The following is a 16,554-nucleotide window of genomic DNA, read 5'->3' on the forward strand; positions in this document are numbered from 1 at the left end:
GGCCTCGCGCATTACACGGAGCCGAAGGCGAAGTGAAAAGCGTGGGGGCCAACATCTTCTAGGGCGTCAGGCCGCTCAGGCCTGTGAGCACGGGCTCGGGCGGCAGTTGCATGAGGACTTCATCGTGGGGAGCACCGGGGCTGTGCAGCGCGACAAAGCGTTTCTCGCGCTCATAAGGAAATACGTCGTGCACGTGGCCGGCCTGGATGCGTGCCTGGTGGCTTTGCCAGAAATGGGCGTCGAGCAGGTCGCCGTGGTGCTTCATGAAGACTTCGCGCACCGCGTCATTGCCGAGCAGGAAGGGGCCGAAAGTTTCGGGGAACACGTCCTTGGGGCCGACGGTATACCAGACCTCGCCGCTCATCTCTTCTTCCTCGTTGCGCGCGGCGGGCACCTTGCGGAAGTTGCAGTCGGTGATGTATTCGATCTCGTCGTAGTCGTAGAACACGACCTTGCCGTGGCGCGTGATGCCAAAGTTCTTCCAGAGCATGTCGCCGGGGAAGATGTTGGCGGCCACCAGGTCCTTGATGGCGTTGCCGTATTCGACGACGGCACGCTCGATCTGGTCCTGGGCTGCCGGCTCTTTCACGCCGGCGTCAAAGGCTTCCTGCAAATAGATGTTGAGCGGGATCATGCGCCGCTCGATGTAGACATGCTTGATGATGACTTCGGTGGCACCGTCGCCGTCGCGGTCGCTGATCTCAAGCTGGCTGGGCGCGAACTTTTCGATCTCGGCGATCAGCTCGTCGCTGAAACGTTCGCGCGGAAAGGCCACTTCGCTGTATTCCTGCGTGTCGGCCATGCGGCCCACGCGATCATGCTGCTTGACCAGCAGGTACTTGCCCTTGATCTGCTCGCGCGTGGTGTCTTTTTGCGGCGGGTAGTAGTCCTTGATGACCTTGAACACGTAGGGGAACGAGGGCAAGTCGAACACCAGCATGACCATGCCCTTGATGCCGGGCGCAATGCGGAACTTGTCGGTGGAGTGCCGCAGGTGGTACAGAAAGTCGCGGTAGAAAAGCGTCTTGCCCTGCTTGGCCAGGCCCAGCGCGTTGTAGATTTCAGCGCGCGGCATGTGCGGCATCATGCTGCGCAAAAACTGCACGTAGGCTGACGGGATGCCCATGTCGACCATGAAGTAGGCGCGGGCAAAGCTGAACAGGATGAGCAAATCATCTTCACCAAACAGCGCGGCGTCGATGACCAGTTTACCGGCCTTGTTGTGCAGCACCGGCAGTGCAAACGGCACTTCGTTGAAGCCGTTGATGATCTTGCCCACAACGTACGCGCCCTTGTTGCGGAAAAACAGGCTGGTGAGTACCTGGATCTGGAAGTTGGCGCGCAGCTTGACGTCGGTGAGCCGCCCGCTGATGGCTTCAAGCACATAACCCGCGTCGCGCTCGAGGTTGTCAAACGGCAGGCGCAGGTCGAAGTCGCGCACCAGCTGCAGCAGCACCTCGCGCATGTTGTCGCGGGTGGGGTAGTAGGCGCGGTAGGTCGGCTGCGACACCAGCTCGTCGTTCTCGATGTATTCGGTGCTGACGGCGGGCCGCACGAAGATGAAGTCGTTCTGGAAGTAGCTGCGGTGCAGGATCTTGGTGGTGACCGAATTGAAAAACGTTTCGGCCAGCTCGGGCTGGTGGTGATTGACCAGCAGGCCGATGTAATGGAGCTTGACCTGCTGCCAGACGTCCATGGGCTGGTCGCCGGCCTTGAACTCGCGCTCCAGGCGCATGGACGCTTCGCGCACGCGCAGGTCGTAGAACTCGATGCGTTCGCGCTGCGCGCGCTGCTGGCCGTGCCAGTCTGCCGTTTCAAAGCGGTGCTTGGCGCGCGCGGACTCGGTTCGGAACAGTTGGTAGTGGCGGTTAAAGCCGTCCATCATCGCCTTGGCGATGTCGTAGGCAATGCTCGAGTCCAGGCGCTGGGGGAACATGGCTTGCTGTGCGCCGTTCAGACCAGCTGCTGCTGTTCACCGCCGCCGACGCGGGCGTTCCAGGTATCCCACACACGGTCGATGGCCTTGCCGTAGAACTTGTTGAGCTCGTCGGGCGCCGACACGCTCATCTGCAGGTCCTGCAGCAGACCGTCATGCACACCGAAGGCCCAGCCGTGCACGGTGACCTCCTGGCCGCGCGCCCAGGCATCAACCATCACGGTGCTGACGGAAACATTGACCACCTGCTCGATGACGTTGATATCGCAAAGGGCTTTGGCGCGCACCTCTTCGGGCAGGCTGTCAAGGAGCTGGCGGTGGCGGTGGCGCACATCCTGAATGTGGCGAAGCCAGTTGTCGGCCAGGCCGATGCGCGCGCCTTCCAGCGCGGCCTGCACGCCCGAGCAGCCGTAGTGCCCGACCACCATGATGTCCTTGACCTTGAGCCGCTCGACCGCGAACTGGATGGCCGAGAGTGCGTTGAGGTCAGAGTGCACGACGATGTTGGCGACGTTGCGGTGAACGAACACCTCGCCGGGCTCCAGGCCGGTGATCTGGTTGGCGGGCACCCGGCTGTCAGAGCAGCCTATCCACATATACCTGGGCGTCTGCTGCTTGACAAGGCTGGTGAAGAAGCCTGGGCGCTCGGCTTCCATCTGCGCGGCCCAGGCGCGGTTATGGGCGAAGAGGTCTTGGAGCGATGTGGTCATGGTCGTATTTTCACCTGCCCGCGGGGATGCCGTCCGGCAAGCGGCAGAAAGTCATGTTTCATCGATCGCTCTCGCCTTCAACAGCGCTTTTTCGCCCAGGCATTTATCGGTCAGGGTGGCGAGCTCTTTGTCGCTGAACGGGTTCGAGGGTGCGGGGTTCGGCCCGACTTTCACGATGGATGCGTCGACCAGCAAAGGTCCTTCCCCGGAAAAATCACAGACAAAACGGTATTTGCCGTCGGTGAGCGAGGCGGTCAGCATCTTCCGGGTCTGGTACAGCTTGCCACTCTGGTAGCACCACCTGTCCACTTCACCGTCACCCTGGACCAGTCCGGTCAGGCAGCGGTCTCCTTCGCGTTCATAGAATACGCCCTTGCCTCCCGCCAGGAGTGGGCGCAGGTTCTTGAAGTCAGGCGTTGGGCCGAGCGAATACATCAACTGCTGGGCGGGATAAGGATTTCCGGCGCCATGGGCGTATTCAAACAGCGTGAGGTTTCCCATGCTTGCCCACTTGAACTGCTCACATCCCGTGTGATGCGCCAGGCCCTTGGCGGTAAAACCCATGGGTTCGTCAAGGTCGATGCTGACGGTGGTGCCGTCCCGCAGGGTGAGGCCGACGGCGTAGGCCGCGAAACGGCCCTTCAGGGCGAGCATAGCTTCCTCGGAGACCTCCCCCACCCTTGAGGCATCCAGAAAGACGTTCACGGCCTTTCCCCGCAGAGATTCGGGGACGCCGCATTCGAACGTAGCGTCGGCTTGCGGCACTGCCGCGTAGGGCGGGGGCTCATCTTTTTCGCACGCACCGAGAAGCGCGGCAAGCACGAGCACAAGGAGCCATCTCGCCGTCTGATGTATCACTGGCATGGGTACCGGCCTTACATGGTCTCGGCGAACAATTCGCGTCCAATCAGCATGCGGCGGATTTCGCTGGTGCCGGCACCGATTTCATAGAGTTTGGCGTCGCGCCAGAGGCGGCCCAGCGGGTATTCGTTGATGTAGCCGTTGCCGCCGTAGATCTGCACACCCTCGCCGGCCATCCAGGTGGCTTTTTCGGCGCACCAGAGGATGACGGAGGCGCAGTCCTTGCGGACCTGGCGCACGTGGTCGGTGCCGAGCATGTCGAGGTTTTTGGCCACGGTGTAGGCAAACGAGCGGCCGGCCTGCAGCACGGTGTACATGTCGGCGACCTTGCCCTGGATGAGCTGGAACTCGCCGATGCTCTGGCCGAATTGCTTGCGGTCGTGGATGTAGGGCACGACGTTGTCCATGACGGACTGCATGATGCCCAGTGGCCCGCCGGTGAGCACGGCACGTTCGTAGTCGAGCCCGCTCATCAGCACTTTCGCCCCGCTGTTGAGGCCGCCGAGGATCTGGCTGGCCGGCACTTCGACGTTGTTGAAGACGAGCTCGCCAGTGTGGCTGCCGCGCATGCCGAGCTTGTCGAGCTTTTGCGCGACGGAAAAGCCCTTCATGCCTTTTTCAATCAGGAAGGCGGTCACGCCGCGCGCGCCAAGCTCGGGTTCGGTCTTGGCATAGACCACCAGGGTGTCGGCATCGGGGCCGTTGGTGATCCACATCTTGCTGCCGTTGAGCAGGTAGTAGCCGCCCTTGTCTTCGGCCTTGAGCTTCATGCTGATGACGTCGCTGCCGGCGCCGGGTTCGCTCATGGCCAGCGCACCCACGTGCTCGCCCGTGATGAGCTTGGGCAAATATTTTTTGCGCTGCTCATCGGTGCCGTTGCGCTTGATCTGGTTGACGCAGAGGTTGCTGTGCGCGCCGTACGACAAGCCCACCGAGGCGCTGGCGCGGCTGATTTCTTCCATGGCGATCATGTGGGCCAGGTAGCCCATGTTGGCGCCGCCGTATTCCTCACCCACGGTGATGCCGAGCACGCCGAGCGAGCCCATTTTTTTCCACAGGTCCATCGGGAACTGGTCGTTGCGGTCGATCTCGGCGGCGCGCGGGGCGATTTCGGCCTGCGCGAATTCGCGCACGGCGTCGCGCAGGGCGTCGATGTCTTCACCGAGCATGAAGTTGAGTCCGGGCATGTTGGTCATGGTGGGCTTTCTGAAGTCGTATGACGGGATTGGATTAGTAGGTCTTGGGCACGGGCACCAGCGTCTGCTGCATCAGCGCGCAGGCGCTTTCCTTGCCCGCTGCGCCGACGTGCGTGACTTCAGCGGTCGTGACGATGATGCGCTTGCCGGCCTTGACGACGCGGCCCAGGGCGCGCAGCTCGCCGTCCCTGAAACCGGCCATGAAGTTGATCTTGTATTCGACCGTGGTGACCTCGGAATCTTCCGCAGCCATGGTCAGCGCGGCGTAACCACCGGCGATATCGGCCAGCGCGCCCATGGCGCCGCCGTGGAAAGTGCCTTGTTGCTGCGTGACGTGCTCCGAATAGGGCAGGGCCACCTCGCACAGGCCGGGCTCCACGCGCAGCAGGCGCGCACCGAGGTGCTGCATCAGGCCCTGGCGCAGAAAGCTGGCTTCAATGCGGCGAAACAGTGTGGACGGTGCGGCGGTTGCATCCATGGAAGACCCTTTGAACGGATAAAAGGCGGCTCTTGTTTTAGTTGACGTTTACGTAAACGTCAATTATGCCTGCTGGCGGAAGCGCTGTCCAAGGGCGGTGAAAGCTTCGCGCGCGACCTGAGCGTCCGTGCGATCGCGTCCCGAAGGGGAAAGAGATGCGCATCGCCGGCAAATTGCGCTTCCCGTGAATTGCCCGTATGGACAATCACCATGCGGGCGACGGGATCGACAAAGATATTCTGGCCGCCGACACCCCAGAAAAAGGACCGGCCGCCGGCCGCCTGTGGAATCCAGACGTGCAACCCATAGAACGGGGCCCCCTTGGGCTGCGGCTTGTCCGGCCGTAGCATGACCATCTCGTCGATCCATGCGGCGGGCACGACCTGCCCGCCTGCCGCCTGCCCCCGGTTCAGCACCAGCGTCCCCAGCCGGCCGTAGTCGCGCAGGCGCGCGGCGAACTGGCCTTGAACACCCTCCTCGCCATGGAAATTCTTGATCCAGAAGCCGCTGCCCTCGGCCCCGAGGCGCGACCACATCCTGTCCTCCAGATATGCGGTGTTGCTCACGCCCGTACGTTCGCTCAGCATGAGGCCGAGCAACGCGCTCACCGCGCCGTTGTAGCTGAAGGTCTTGCCGGCGGGGGATCGATCCGTCCTCTCCTGCAGGTAGCGCCGCATGCTCTGGCGCGGCGAGACGGTGGGGTCGGTCGCGCGGTTGTCCGATATCGCGCCCGCCTCGTAGGCGGCATGAAGCTTGGCCGAGGTGGCCATCCGCAGCAGATCCTCCACCGTGTCGTCGGCAAATGCGCTGGCTCCGAAGCCGGGCAAGACCTGCCTGACGGTGGTGCCCAGCGCCAGCTTGCCTTCCGCGACTGCCACGCCGACCAGCAGCGACAGGATCGTCTTCGACATGGACGCCGAGAGCAGCGCGTCCTGGGTGCCGGTTCCCTGCAGGTATCGCTCATAGACGATCCGGTCCTCATGCAGGACGAGAAACCCCGTCGTGCAGAAACGGGTAAGGTACTCCTCGAGCGAATGGGCTTCGGGATCCCCGGCAACGCGATACGTCACGTTCTCCAATGGCAGGCCATGGCCGAACACCGCCGGCGCACCGGCCGCCCGCGCTTCATTGAACGGAAATCGCTGCTGGGGGTTGAGGAATGAACCGGTGCATCCCTGTTGGGCCGCCGCGAGGGCGGGCAGGCCCACCGCGAACAGGACCAGGGCCGCGCGGCGCAGGGAATCGATCGTCATGGGGCTAGTCGCAAAGCAGGTCACCGCTACGCCGCCTGCTTCGCTTTCTCAAGTTTCGCCAGCAGCGCCTTGGCCTCGCGCTCGTGCGTTTTCACCTCTTCGAGGTTGCCCTGCAGTTCGGTCATCTGCTCCTCCAGCTGTGCGCGGTGCTGCGCCAGGATGGCGAGGAACTTGCGCAGCTGCGGCCCGGTGTCGCGCGGGCTGTCGTACATGTCGATGATGTCCTTGGCCTCGGTCAGCGACAGGCCCAAACGCTTGGCGCGCAGGGTAAGCTTGAGCCGGGTACGGTCACGCGCGGTGTACACGCGGTTGCGTCCGCCCGCCCCTTCGCGCTGGGGCTGCAGCAAGCCCATGTCTTCGTAAAAACGCATGGCGCGCGTCGTCAGGTCAAACTCTTTTGCCAGGTCGCTGATGGTGTAGGTAGTGGCCATGATGTGGTCTTTGCAAACGCGGGCGACAGCGCGAAACAGGCGCGGTCCCTACAATGGTTGTGTATGACGTTTACGTAAACGTCAAATATACCGCGAATGATGACATGAACCTCCTTGAGCAGCAACTGGATTACCCCTTTGGAGACACCCTGCCCGAGTCGGGCATGGCCATGGAGGTGGCGCCGGACGTCAAGTGGATACGCATGGCCCTGCCCTTCGCGCTGAACCACATCAACCTGTGGCTGCTGCGCGACGAGATGGACGACCCGGACCGGGCGGGCGCGAAGATACAGGGCTGGACCATCGTGGACTGCTGCATCAGCCGGGAAGAGTCCAAAGCGCAGTGGGAGGCGATTTTTGCCACCCAGCTGGAAGGCATGCCGGTGCTGCGTGTCATCGTGACGCACATGCACCCCGACCATATCGGGCTGGCGCACTGGCTCTGCGAACGCTGGACCACGCCCAAACGGGTGTGCATGTTGTGGATCAGCGCCACCGACTATCTTTCGGCCCGCATCGGCTCACAAAGCACCACGGGTTTCGGCGGGGAAAGCGCCGCGCGCTTTTTTGCCGCGCACGGACTGGTGGATCCGGAATCCGTCGAGAAAATCCGCGGCCGGGCCAGCTACTACCCCGGCATGGTGCCGGCCGTGCCGGCCAGCTACGTCCGCATCATGGACGGCATGACGGTGCGAATCGGCGGGCGCGACTGGCGCTGCATCAGCGGCTACGGCCATGCACCCGAACACATCGCGCTGCACTGCGAAGCGCTGGACACCCTCATCAGCGGCGACATGGTGTTGCCGCGCATTTCAACCAATGTCAGCGTTTACGACATGGAGCCGGAATCGAACGCGCTCACGCTGTTTCTTGAGTCCATCGACAAATTCCTGCCGCTGCCTGAAGACACGTTGGTGCTGCCCTCCCACGGCAAACCCTTTCACGGGCTGCATACACGCATAGGCCAGCTGCACGACCACCACCGAGACCGCCTGGCCGAAGTGATGACGGCCTGCACCGCCGCGCCCTGTAGTGCCGCCGACATCCTGCCCATCATGTTCCCCCGCAAGCTGGACCTGCACCAGACCACCTTCGCCATGGGCGAAGCCGTGGCGCACTTGCACGCACTGTGGTTTGGAGAAAAGCTCACGCGGCGGCTGGACGCCGACGGGATTTACCGTTTCAGTAGCGTTAGTCCGTAAGCGGGGTCAAGACACGCGCTATGTTTTTAGTAGCTTCTCGCGCTCGCCAGGATTGGTCCGCAGCCCGACTAGGCACATAAGAATGCAATGGATGGCTGTGGGGCCCCTTCTTTACCAGCAGGGGCCGCGGGACTGGCTTTGCCAGACCGCAGGCGCAGCGCCCCCTCGGGGGGCAGCGCATTACACGAAGCCGAAGGCGAAGTGAAAAGCGTGGGGGCTCAAGCCCTCCACTTCCGGTTAGCCGTCACCAAAGCGGTGAGGTAGCCGTGCAGCCATTCAAAGTTGACAGGTTTTTTCAGCAGGTGGGCGTGCTGGGGCAAGCCTCCGCGTGCCGCAATGGCGTCGGGAGGCAAGCCGCTGATGACAACGATCTGCATGTCGGCCAGTTGCACGTTGCGTTTGAGTGTCTTGAGCATCTCAATGCCGTCCACGCCGGGCATGGACAGGTCCGTGATCAGCAGGTCGGGCCGCATGCTGGCGATATCCATCATGGCCTCCAGGGCAGATGGCATCCAGGTGCAGTCAACCGGCAGGTCCCAGTCTTCAAACTGGCAGCGGTACAGCTCGCGGGTGTCTTCGTCGTCTTCCACCATCAGCACCCGCAGGCGGCTTTTGGGGTCGGTGTCGACACGGGACAGCTGTGGGCTGTTTTTGGCCAGGTAGGCGTTGATGGACTGCAGCGCAATGCGGCGGTGCCCACCCAGCGTCTTCCACGCCTCGATTTCCCCTTTTTCAACCAGGGACTGCACCGTCGCAACGGAGAGCCCCAGAAGCTTGGCTGCATAGCTGGTGCCGCAGTAATCCTCGCTGGAGAAATCCGCAGCCGTGATCGCGGCCTCGAAGGACTTGGGTTCACGCGCCATGGCAGACCGAACGGGGATTGGAGTGTTTCATTTTGGGCATTTTAATCAATTCGACTCAATCGCTTCATAGAAAATGATAGTAAGCATCAACTAACACCAACGGGCACTGCCAGCGTCAGGGGGACAGCGGTGCGGTGGGCAGGGTGAAGAAGAACGTTGCCCCCTTGCCGGGCGCCGCCTCGGCCCACAACCTGCCGCCATGCCGCTTGATCACGCGGCTGACGGTGGCCAGCCCGATGCCCGTGCCCGGAAACTCCGCGACGGCATGCAGGCGCTGAAACGGCTTGAAGAGCTTGTCGGCATAGGCCATGTCGAAGCCGGCACCATTGTCCCTGACGAAAAACTCCGGCAGCCCCGCTGCATCAAGCTGGCAGCCTACGGTGATTTCGCTGAGGGGTTGCTGGGCACTGAACTTCCAGGCGTTGCCGATCAGGTTTTCCATCACCACCCGGACCAGCCGGCTGTCGCCGTGCGCCTTCAGCCCTTTTTCGATGTTCACCGCAACCTTGCGTTCGGGGTCGCGCACCCGCCATTCGTCCAGGATGATGCGGGCCAGCTCCGACAGGTCCACCACCTTGTTGTTCAGGGGCGTGCGCGACACCTGCGCCAGCGACAGCAGGTCTTCAATCAGTTGCCCCATCTGCGCCACGCCGGCCTGGATGCGTGCCAGGTAATGCGTCACCTTCTCGCCGGCATCGGCCCCCAGGTGTTTGCCCAGCAGGCGGCTAAAGCCGTCCACGGTGTTCAGCGGCGAGCGGAGGTCGTGCGACACGGAGTATGAAAATGCCTCGAGTTCCTGGTTGGACAGGCGCAGGGCGGCCTCAATGGCCTTGATCTCGGTGATGTCCGCGTCAATGCCCACCCAAAAGGCCACTTCACCGCGTTCGTCCAGCACGGGCGATGCGCGGTAGGACATGGTGTGCACGCCGTCCCTGGCCAGCACGCGGCGTATGCCCGAGTATTGCGACCGCGTCTCCCGGGCGACCTGCCAGCGGGCCCTGATATCGGGGAGGTCGTCCGGATGAATGGCCGTAAACCACTGCGTGCCGGTCCAGTCCTCCATCTTGCCGCCCGCCAGGTCAAACCAGGCTCGGTTGAAGTAGGTGGCCGCGCCGTCCGGGTCGCTGGTCCATACCACCTGGGGCGCCTGTTCGGCCAGCGCCCGGAAGAGCGCCTCTTGCCGCTCCAGCGCCAGTGTGCGCTCGGCGACTTTCTGCTCCAGTCCGGTGTTGAGCTGGCTGACCTCCTCGATCAGGCGAGAGTTCTGGATGGCGATGGACGCGAGCTGGGCCAGTTCGAGCGCCACATATTCGTCCTCCTGCGTGAACTCACCCTCGTATTTGTCGGACAGCTGGAGCAGCCCGATGTTTTTGCCGTCGCGGCCCGTCAGCGGCACGGCCAGCCAGCCGCGCATGGCTGGATGCTTGTCGGCGTAACTGCCGAAGCCGTGCCAGCGCGGATGCGCCTCCAGCTCGGCCTGGGTCATGCGCATGGACCGGTTGGTCTGGCAGACCAGGGCGTAAATGCCGGTGCCGTCGGGCGGCTCGATCATGTCCCGGTATTTCGCATATTTTTCGGAAAGCGACAGGGCGTTGATGGCCTGCCCCCAGTCGCTGTTCACGGTGAGGCTGACGATCGCCTGGTGCGCGCCTATCACCCCCCGGGCCTGCTCGGCCACCTCGTGCATGGTGCTTTCAAGCGTCTGATGCCAGGTGATGGCCTGGGCTGCGTCGGCGGCGCGCTGCAAGGTGTACAGGTGTTCCTGGACCTCATTTTCAACCTTGACCTGGGCCGAGATATCCAGCGCCAGGACAAAACGCGCCGGGCGGCCGGCATACCGCACCGAGGTTGAAAAAGGGCGGGCAGTGAAAAATGACCCGTCTTTGCGGCGATGCTCCCAGCGTTCCTTGACGATCAAAGGCGAGGCGGCGTGCTGGGTCCGGAGGTTTTGAGCTTCTGCTTCGCTGCGAATGTCGTAGATCGTCATCGACAGAAACTCTTCCATCGTATAGCCATAGCTCTTGACGGCGGCTTCGTTGACCATGAGGAAGCGATAGGTCTCGGCGTCAAAAACCCACATCGGGATTGGCGCCATTTCAAAGAGAGCCGAGTAGCGGTGCTCGCTTTCTACCAGTGCCTGCTCTGCCAGCTTGCGCTGGGTGATGTCGCGCTGCACCGCGACCCAGTGGGTGTAGTGGCCTTTGGTGTCGGTGATCGGAACAATGTCGAGCTCCAGCCAGACTTCCTCGCCGCTCTTGGTGTAGTTGATGAGCTCCGCGCGTACCGGCTGCCATTTTTCCAGTGCGGCCTTGATGCGGTCGAGCTCGTCCCGCTGCGTTTTGGGGCCCTGCATCAGGCGTGGTGTTTTTCCCAGCACCTCCTCACGCGTGTAACCCGTACGGCGCTCAAAAGCGTCGTTGACAAAGATGATGCGCGGGCCGGCGCCATCGATGGGTGCGGCCTCGGTGATGAGCACAATGTCGTTGAGCCGGGATACGGCGGTTTCCAGAAGGCGCAGGTGCGCCTGCGCTTCGTGCTGTTCCGTGATGTCCTGCAGCACGCCGACCAGGCTCACAACCTTGCCGTCCCGCTGCAAAGCCCGGCCCTGCGTGCGCACCCAGATGCGCCGGCCCTTTGCCGTGATGAGGGGCAGCTCCAGGTCCCATGGCGTTGCCTGCTTCAGGGCAGCCAGGGCGACCGAGCGGATGGTGCGCCGCGCTTCGGGTGCATAAAAGTCGAGCGCCTCCTCAACCCCCAGGCCGGCCGCCGGATCGAGTTCGTGGATGCGGTAAATTTCTTCAGACCAGTAAGGCGTCATGGTGTCGACAGCGACCTCCCATCCGCCGACTTTCCCCAGCGCGCCGGTGCGGTTCAGCAGCTCCGTGCTGCGGGCCACCACCAGTTCCGCGCGCTTGCGGTCGGTAATTTCCTGGATCACGCCGGAGCGGCGGCGCCCCGACGGGCCGCGGCCCGCGCCTTGCCCCTCCTGCCCGGTGTCCCCGGGCTGCGCTTCGTCAGCGCGGCCAAACAGGTGGACCCATCGAATCTCGCCAGCGGACGTGACGATGCGGAACTCCATGTCCAGCGGCTGGTTGGTCCGAACGGACAGATCGCGCCGTTCCTTGAAGGCCTGGCGGTCCCCGGGATGGACCAGCTGCATGAATCTGCCATGGTTCCTGTCGAAGGTCGCGCGGTCAACGCCGAGCACCTCGTAAACCTCATCGGACCACCAGCTTTCATCGGTGCCGGTGTCCAGCTGCCAGTAGCCGATGCGGCCCAGGCGCTGGGCGTCCCGCAGTTTCTGCTGGATGGCTTCGCTGTTTGCCAGTTCGGCCTCCAGGACACTCCGATGTTGCTCAAGCGACTCGGCCATGCGGTTAAAGCCCGTGGATATCCTCGCAAACTCCCCGAAATCGTCAGGCCGGCCTGGTGGTATCCGCACATCCAGCCGGCCGTTCTGGAGCTGCCGGATGGCCTCAAGGATGTTTCGGGTGGGCTCAACAATGGCACGCCCGCCGATGACCCAGGCGATGCCGCCGCCCACAAATGCCACCAGCAACAACACCACCAGTTCCAGCCACAGCTGTTCCCGGCTGGCGCCGACGACCAGTTCGCGGTCCAGGCTGACCGCCACAAAAAAAGCGGCGTGTACGTCGGGGCTGCTGGGCATGAAAGCCCACAGGCGGCGTTGCCCGGTGCCGTCCGGCCCATCGCTGGTTCCGTTACGCATCTGCTGCACGGCCGCCTTCAGCACGGGGCTTCTGGCCACCTGCCCGATTCGTATGGGAAGGTCGGGTTTGCCCGCCAGCAGCACGCCGCCGCGGTCGTGTATGCCCAGCGCGCCGCCGGGCGGCAGCTGGACGTCGATGGTGGATTTCGCCATCTCGGCCAGGTCAACCGACGCAAAAGCCACAATGTCAACGCGCCCGTCCTTGTCCAGCAGCGGCAACGCAAATGTGATGGAAGGCCGGCCCGTGGCACGCCCCACAATGTATTCACCCACCACAAAGCTGCGCTGCTCAACGGCATTGCGGAAATAGGCACGGTCGCCCAGGTAGCCGAGCCGCACGCCTTCCTGCCCGTTGCACAGCGCATAGCCGTCCGTTCCCACAATACCGAAATTGGCGTAAAGCGGAAACAGCTTGTTGAGCTCTACAAGGTAGCGGTTGCAGCGGTCGGCGTTGCCGTCCCGCAGGCCGGGCACATGAACAATCGCCGTCAGTATCTGCCGGGCCGATTCCGCCAGGCGCTGCTGGCTGGATGCGGCCAGCGATGCGGCGAATTGCAGGTCGGTTTGGGCGCGCTCGACGGCGGCGTCGGCGTTGTAGACGGCCTTGAAAATGGACAGGCCAAACATCGGCACTATCGCCACCAGCACGAGCATGACAAGGCGGGTCCGCAGCGTGATATGAAGCTTCATGGCATCAGCGCCGCAGGTACCGGCACCGGGTGTTTCTGGGCCACCGGTGCGTCACGGGATGTCAGCCGGCCGCGATGGATTCATTGACGCCCAGCCAGTAGGCCTGCAGGCGGTTGAGCTTTTCGGTCAGCCCCCCAAAATCGACAGGTTTACGGACAAACCCGTTGGCCCCGCTCTGGTAACACGCCACGATGTCGGACCGCTCGCTGGAAGATGTCAGCATGACGACCGGCACCAGCGCGGTCAGGGGATTGGCCCGCACGCTGCGCAGTACGTCCAGACCGGAGAGCTTGGGCAACTTCATGTCCAGCAGGATGAAAGCCGGCTGCCTTTGCGTGTCGCGCCCCGCATGGGCACCCTGGCCGAATAGAAAGTCCAGCGCCTGCACACCGTCCCGGGCGACGGCAATCTCGGCCGTGACGCCCTGCTCCTCCAGCGTCAGAACGGTCAGTTCCAGGTGGTCCGGGTTGTCTTCAACTACGAGTATGAGTTTGTCGTTCATGTGGACTTCAGGTGCGCGGAGTCAATCCCTGTCGTTTTCTGCTTTTTTTGGTGTTTTCTCATATTACCAAGTAAAGAAACGCCGCAGTACTGTGATTTGTACCCCCTTTGACGTCGCTCAACGGGGCATGCCAAACGCAGCAGCGCCGGCCTACCAGCGGGGAATTGCTTCGTCCTTGAGCTGGCCGCGCAGCTCGGCGTAGTCGGGCACCACCGCGCGCACGGTGTCCCAAAAACGCGGGCTGTGGTCCATGACACGCAAATGGCTCAATTCATGAACCACCACGTAGTCGATCACCGACTGCTTGAAATGGATCAAGCGCCAGTTCAGCCGGATGGAACCATCGGCGCTGGCGCTGCCCCAGCGGGTGCCGGCGCTGGAAAGGCTGAGCTTGCGCCACTGCACGCCCAGGTGCGGCGCGAAATGGTTGAGCCGCTCGGTAAAGATGCGCTTGGCCTGGCGCATCAGCCAGGCCTGCACGGCATCGCGGATCTGCTCGGGCGTGGCCTGCTGGGGCAGGCCCACGTGCAGCGTGAGCTGCGCCACGCCGGGCAAGGTGCCATTGGCCGCATCGCCGTCGCCCTGCAACAAGACTTCGGCGGCGGCGGGGCCGGTTTTGAGTTCGGCGCCGACGCCGCCGAAAGCGTGCCGCGGATCGATCACCACAATGACCTGGTCACCCAGGAAAGGCAGCGTAGTGCCGTCCTTCCAGTCAATGCGTGCGGACTCCAGGCGCTCATGGCGCGCGCGGGTTTCCTGCAGCTTGGCCAGGATCCAACCGGATTTTTCCAGCACGGCCTTGTCGATTTCATACAGCGGCACCCATTTGGGCGCACTGACCGTGAGGCCGTCGGCGCCGGCAGAAAAGCCGATGGTCTTGCGTTTGCTGCGGCGAAATTCGTAGGCCACCAGCACACCGCCCAGGACGGTCTCACGGCTGGCGCGGGGGTGGCGGAAAGTAGCCGGGGCCAGCGCCTGCTGGATGGTTTGTGCGGGAAGATGGGGGCCGACGAAATCTGCCACCGCTATATTTTCGATAGCTGGTTGCGCACTGTTATCGGTCGTCTCAGGCCTTTTTGGCTTGATTTTTCTGGCTTTGGAGCCGCTGGGAACGCCAGCAAGCGGCGCCGGCGCGGAATCAAACAGGTCGAGCGTGAACTGAAGAAGCCGTTGCATCATGGCAGTTTAGCTTGACAGCATGGGCAGGCTGGCCGCTCAGGTATTGGGCGCGACGGATGTGGCGGGCGCGGCGACCACTTCTCCGGCATAAGCCTCGGGGTCAAGGCGCCGCATTTCGGCTTCGATCCAGGTTTCCACCTCGCGCATCAACTCGTCGGGCTGCCGGCCCGCGCTGTCGATGGGCTTGCCGATGGAGATGTCAACGATGCCCGGGGTTTTGATGAAGGCCTTGCGCGGCCAGCATTTGGCCGAGGTCACGGCAATCGGGATCACGGGAGCGCCGGTTTCAATGGCCAGGCGCGTGCCGCCGGATTTGTAAGTACCCTTCTGGCCACGCGGGATGCGTGTGCCTTCGGGAAACATGATGACCCAGGTGCCCTGTGCCATCAGGCGCTTGCCCTGCACGACGACCTTGTTGAAAGCCTGTGAGCGCTGGCTGCGGTCGATGTGGATCATGTCCATGCGCGCCATCGCCCAGCCGAAGAACGGTACGTACAAGAGCTCCTTCTTGAAAACGTAGGCCAGGGGGTGTGGCATCAGCGTAGGCATGCACAGGGTCTCCCAGGTGCTCTGGTGCTTGAGCAGCAGAACAGCGGCGCTGGTCTGGCCCGTGGGCAGGTTTTCCATGCCGGTCACCCGGTTCTTGATGCCCAGGATGAAGGTGCCGCCGCTGACCGCCACGCGCAGCCAGCCCGCGCACATCCAGTACATGGTGTTGCTGCTGACAAAGAGGGAGGCAATCACCACAAAGGTCGCCCAGGGGATCACCGTGACGGCCATCCACAGCAGATGAAGAATTGATCGAATCAGGCGCATGTCAAGGTTTCCGGTATCTGGCAGGTTGTGGATGCTGGTGTACAGCAGTTTTCACGATGTTTTAAGGCTCTAACCCTTATCTGGTCAGCGCAGGTAGCTAGCATTTTTATAGCATCACCTACAGGGCCACTTGCAGGGGCCGGGCACTGCGTTCGAGGATGAAATCGGCAAATGCCGATAAATCGGTATGCAACTGCGTGCCTTCGGGCAAGCCTTCAGGCCGCCCGCCGCTGCGGTACCGTGCCGACTTGCCCGTCAGCACCAGGTGCGGTTCACACCCCGCAGCTGCGCCGGCCTGCAGGTCGCGCAGCGAATCCCCTGCGGTGGGCACGCCTTTGAGCGGCACGCCGAAACGCGCACCGATCTGCTCAAAAAGGCCAGGCAGCGGCTTGCGGCAGGTGCAGCTTTCCTCGGGGGCATGCGGGCAGTAAAACACCGCATCAATGCGCCCGCCGACCGCGGCCAGCAGCTTGTGCATCTTGGCGTGCATGGCGTTGAGCGCCGCCACGTCGAAGAGGCCGCGCCCCAGCCCCGACTGGTTGGACGCAATGACGACGTGCCAGCCGGCATGGTTCAGGCGCGCAATGGCCTCCAGCGAACCCGGCAGCGGCAACCACTCGTCCGGCGCCTTGACGAAGTCGTCGCTGTCGCTGTTGATGGTGCCGTCGCGGTCGAGGATGACGAGTTTCATGGTGTTTGCCTTGAAA

General features: G+C 63.0%; 14 protein-coding genes. 1 reads left to right on the top strand and 13 read right to left on the bottom strand.

What is annotated here, in order from left to right; genetic code table 11:
• Positions 1-58 precede the first annotated feature (58 nt).
• The 7 genes from aceK to AC1DWQ_RS13550 are packed head-to-tail and all read right to left on the bottom strand — an operon-like array spanning position 59 to position 6,865.
• On the bottom strand, positions 59-1,936 hold the full coding sequence (gene aceK, locus AC1DWQ_RS13520) for a bifunctional isocitrate dehydrogenase kinase/phosphatase (RefSeq protein WP_477670099.1): 1,878 nt from the start codon (positions 1,934-1,936) through the stop codon (positions 59-61).
• Positions 1,937-1,953: 17 nt separating this feature from the next.
• Positions 1,954-2,646: a carbonate dehydratase gene (gene can, locus AC1DWQ_RS13525; RefSeq protein ID WP_477666831.1), complete on the bottom strand. Its 693-nt coding sequence runs from the start codon at positions 2,644-2,646 to the stop codon at positions 1,954-1,956.
• 51 nt (positions 2,647-2,697) lie between these two features.
• Positions 2,698-3,474 carry a hypothetical protein gene (locus AC1DWQ_RS13530; protein ID WP_477670100.1) on the bottom strand — a complete coding sequence of 259 codons (777 nt, stop codon included), beginning with the start codon at positions 3,472-3,474 and terminating at the stop codon, positions 2,698-2,700.
• Between the two features lie 47 nt (positions 3,475-3,521).
• Positions 3,522-4,703, bottom strand: a complete 1,182-nt coding sequence (locus tag AC1DWQ_RS13535) for an isovaleryl-CoA dehydrogenase (protein WP_477670101.1) — start codon at positions 4,701-4,703, stop codon at positions 3,522-3,524.
• Positions 4,704-4,737: 34 nt separating this feature from the next.
• Complete coding sequence (locus tag AC1DWQ_RS13540; RefSeq protein WP_477670102.1) at positions 4,738-5,181, bottom strand: PaaI family thioesterase; 444 nt, start codon at positions 5,179-5,181, stop codon at positions 4,738-4,740.
• A 59-nt stretch (positions 5,182-5,240) separates the two neighbouring features.
• A complete protein-coding gene (locus AC1DWQ_RS13545) occupies positions 5,241-6,434 on the bottom strand; it encodes a serine hydrolase domain-containing protein (protein ID WP_477670103.1) in 1,194 nt (397 codons plus the stop codon).
• Between the two features lie 26 nt (positions 6,435-6,460).
• Positions 6,461-6,865 (bottom strand): MerR family transcriptional regulator, encoded by a 405-nt coding sequence (locus AC1DWQ_RS13550; protein ID WP_457282826.1) that lies wholly within the window; start codon positions 6,863-6,865, stop codon positions 6,461-6,463.
• A 104-nt stretch (positions 6,866-6,969) separates the two neighbouring features.
• Between AC1DWQ_RS13550 and AC1DWQ_RS13555 the strand changes: the two genes are divergently transcribed.
• Positions 6,970-8,067, top strand: a complete 1,098-nt coding sequence (locus AC1DWQ_RS13555; RefSeq protein ID WP_477670104.1) for an MBL fold metallo-hydrolase — start codon at positions 6,970-6,972, stop codon at positions 8,065-8,067.
• Between the two features lie 218 nt (positions 8,068-8,285).
• On the opposite strand, the gene AC1DWQ_RS13560 is transcribed toward AC1DWQ_RS13555, so the two are convergent.
• From AC1DWQ_RS13560 to gmhB, 6 genes are all read right to left on the bottom strand, one after another.
• Positions 8,286-8,930, bottom strand: a complete 645-nt coding sequence (locus AC1DWQ_RS13560; protein ID WP_477649333.1) for a response regulator — start codon at positions 8,928-8,930, stop codon at positions 8,286-8,288.
• A 115-nt stretch (positions 8,931-9,045) separates the two neighbouring features.
• A complete protein-coding gene (locus AC1DWQ_RS13565; RefSeq protein WP_477670105.1) occupies positions 9,046-13,350 on the bottom strand; it encodes a PAS domain S-box protein in 4,305 nt (1,434 codons plus the stop codon).
• 61 nt (positions 13,351-13,411) lie between these two features.
• Entirely contained in the window at positions 13,412-13,852 is a 441-nt protein-coding gene (locus tag AC1DWQ_RS13570) for a response regulator (protein ID WP_348049366.1), read from the bottom strand.
• A 150-nt stretch (positions 13,853-14,002) separates the two neighbouring features.
• Positions 14,003-15,031, bottom strand: a complete 1,029-nt coding sequence (locus AC1DWQ_RS13575) for a M48 family metallopeptidase (RefSeq protein WP_477670106.1) — start codon at positions 15,029-15,031, stop codon at positions 14,003-14,005.
• A gap of 36 nt (positions 15,032-15,067) precedes the next feature.
• Positions 15,068-15,847, bottom strand: a complete 780-nt coding sequence (locus AC1DWQ_RS13580; protein ID WP_477670107.1) for a lysophospholipid acyltransferase family protein — start codon at positions 15,845-15,847, stop codon at positions 15,068-15,070.
• Positions 15,848-15,965: 118 nt separating this feature from the next.
• A complete protein-coding gene (gmhB, locus tag AC1DWQ_RS13585) occupies positions 15,966-16,538 on the bottom strand; it encodes a D-glycero-beta-D-manno-heptose 1,7-bisphosphate 7-phosphatase (RefSeq protein WP_457282820.1) in 573 nt (190 codons plus the stop codon).
• Between the last annotated feature and the right edge of the window lie 16 nt (positions 16,539-16,554).

It is taken from the genome of Polaromonas sp. P2_G11, assembly GCF_056403595.1.